General features: G+C 68.0%; 2 protein-coding genes. Both read right to left on the reverse strand.

The window, feature by feature from the left end:
- Nucleotides 1–11: 11 nt before the first annotated feature.
- Nucleotides 12–704 carry an exonuclease domain-containing protein gene (locus tag K2Z83_RS06205; RefSeq protein ID WP_220594311.1) on the reverse strand — a complete coding sequence of 231 codons (693 nt, stop codon included), beginning with the start codon at nt 702–704 and terminating at the stop codon, nt 12–14.
- A gap of 6 nt (nt 705–710) precedes the next feature.
- Nucleotides 711–1,850 (reverse strand): DUF294 nucleotidyltransferase-like domain-containing protein (locus K2Z83_RS06210; protein WP_255603407.1); only part of this gene is annotated, 1,140 nt, incomplete at its 5' end.

The raw sequence follows: 1,850 nt of genomic DNA on the forward strand, positions 1-1,850 counted from the left end.
GACGGCGCGCACTACACCTTGCCGGCGCGCAGGAGGCCGCGCAGGGTGGCGCGGCCCTGGCGCTCAAGGCGGCTGGCCTGGGCCATGAAGAGCTGGGCGGTGGTGAGCGCGTCGTTCAGCGCGTTGTGCTGGCCGTAGGTGGGCAGGCCGAAGCGGGTGGCCAGGGCGCGCAGCTGGATCGCCGGCAGGGGCATGTCGGCCTGCACGTGCCCGAGGGTCTGCGCGGTCTGGTGCAGGGTCATCGCCAGGCGGGCCGTATCGAGGGCCGGGCCGACAAGGCGCGCGCCCCAGCGCGCCTTGAGGATCCGGTTGATGAAGGCGACATCGACCTGGGCCACGTGGACAACCAGCACGCGACTGGCGAGGCGCTCCAGGAGCAGCGGCAGCACCTCCTCGACAGGCGGGGCATCGGCCAGCTCGGCGCGGGTCAGGCCGTGGATGCGGATCGAGCCGGCGCCCACCAGCAGACCCTCGGGCGGGCGCACCAGGCTATACCAGCGGCGGGCCAGCTCCACCCGGCCGGCGTTGATCTCCACAAGCCCGATCGCCAGCAGCGCGTCGCGCCGCTCGTCTAGGCCGCTCGTCTCGATGTCGATCACGCTGTAGCCGACCTCGCGCCAGGGCATAGCCGGGTCAGGCTGGGGCGCCTGCTGGTACGCCTGGATGAACGCAGGCAGCTCAGGCCGACGTCGAAAGAGAAACATAGCGACCTACCCCATCAGATTCGTCTGGAAGGTGAGGGACACCCCGCGCTGGATGTTGGCGATCACCTGAAGCGCCTCCTTCAGCTCGCGCTGATCGAGCGGGCCAAGCTGCGGAAACACCACCTGGTTCGTCGGCTCCTCGCCGCGGGCGATCTGGGCCTGCTGGTTGCGCATGCGCACCATGCTGATCAGCTCAAAGGCGCTGATCAGCGCCTCGGCGTCAGCCTCGCTAATGCTGCTCTCCGGCCACGACTTGCGCAGGCGGGTCGTGGTCGAGGTGGCAGAACACCCGGCCTCCAGGGCGAAGATCCGCGCCAGATCCACCACCATCACCGTGCCGCGCTCCTTGAGGTCGAGTATATGGCGCTGGTCGCCATGGCGCTGGAGGGCCACCTGGCGGAAGAACGTGAGCGGCGCGGGCTGGCGCAGGGCGGCGCGAACCATGCGGGCCAGGAAGACCTTATTCTTACGCGCCTCAAGCACCACTGGGCGCAGCGACTCCTCCGCATTAAGCTCGCCATACACCTGGCGGAAGTCGAAGAAGATCGCTGTGCGCAGCAGCGCCTCCTCCTCAGGCACACTGATCCAGCGCGAGAAGTAGTGCTTCCAGACGTGCAGAGGCTGACGCCACCTCGGGTTGGTAGCCATAATATCGCCGGTGCAGCGCGGGAACCCACAGAACACCAACTGCTCGACGATCCGCTCGGACAAGGTGCGAAAGTAATCCTCAGCCTCGGGAGGCGCATCGTCGGCGTAGACCAGGGCGTTGTCCTGGTCGGTGCGCAGCGTCTGCTCGAAGCGACCCTCGCTGCCCAGCACCAGCCAGGCGTAGGGCACAGGCGGCGGGCCGAGCTCGGCCTCGACGTCGTGCAGCAGGCGCTGGAGCAGCGCGTCGTGGGCCACCGCCACCACCCGACCAATATCGCTCACCCGCGCGCCCGCGTCCAGCAGCGAGGCCACCGTCGATCCCACCTGATCGCTGTAATGGCGCAGGTCGGTAAGGCTTTTCGCGCGCCGGAGCTGGCTCGGCAGGAAGACCGGGCTGCTGCTCTGATGGCGCAGGATAGCTGCGTGTGTCACAATCCCAATGACCCTGCCATCCTCAGTGATCGGCATGTGATGCTGGCCGTACTCAAGCATCGCCAT

The organism is Oscillochloris sp. ZM17-4 (assembly GCF_019599295.1).
Classification (GTDB): domain Bacteria; phylum Chloroflexota; class Chloroflexia; order Chloroflexales; family Chloroflexaceae; genus Oscillochloris.

Excerpts from the sequence above, each read along its gene's own strand:
- K2Z83_RS06205 (WP_220594311.1), bottom strand. The coding sequence starts at position 704 with ATGTTTCTCTTTCGACGTCGGCCTGAGCTGCCTGCGTTCATCCAGGCG.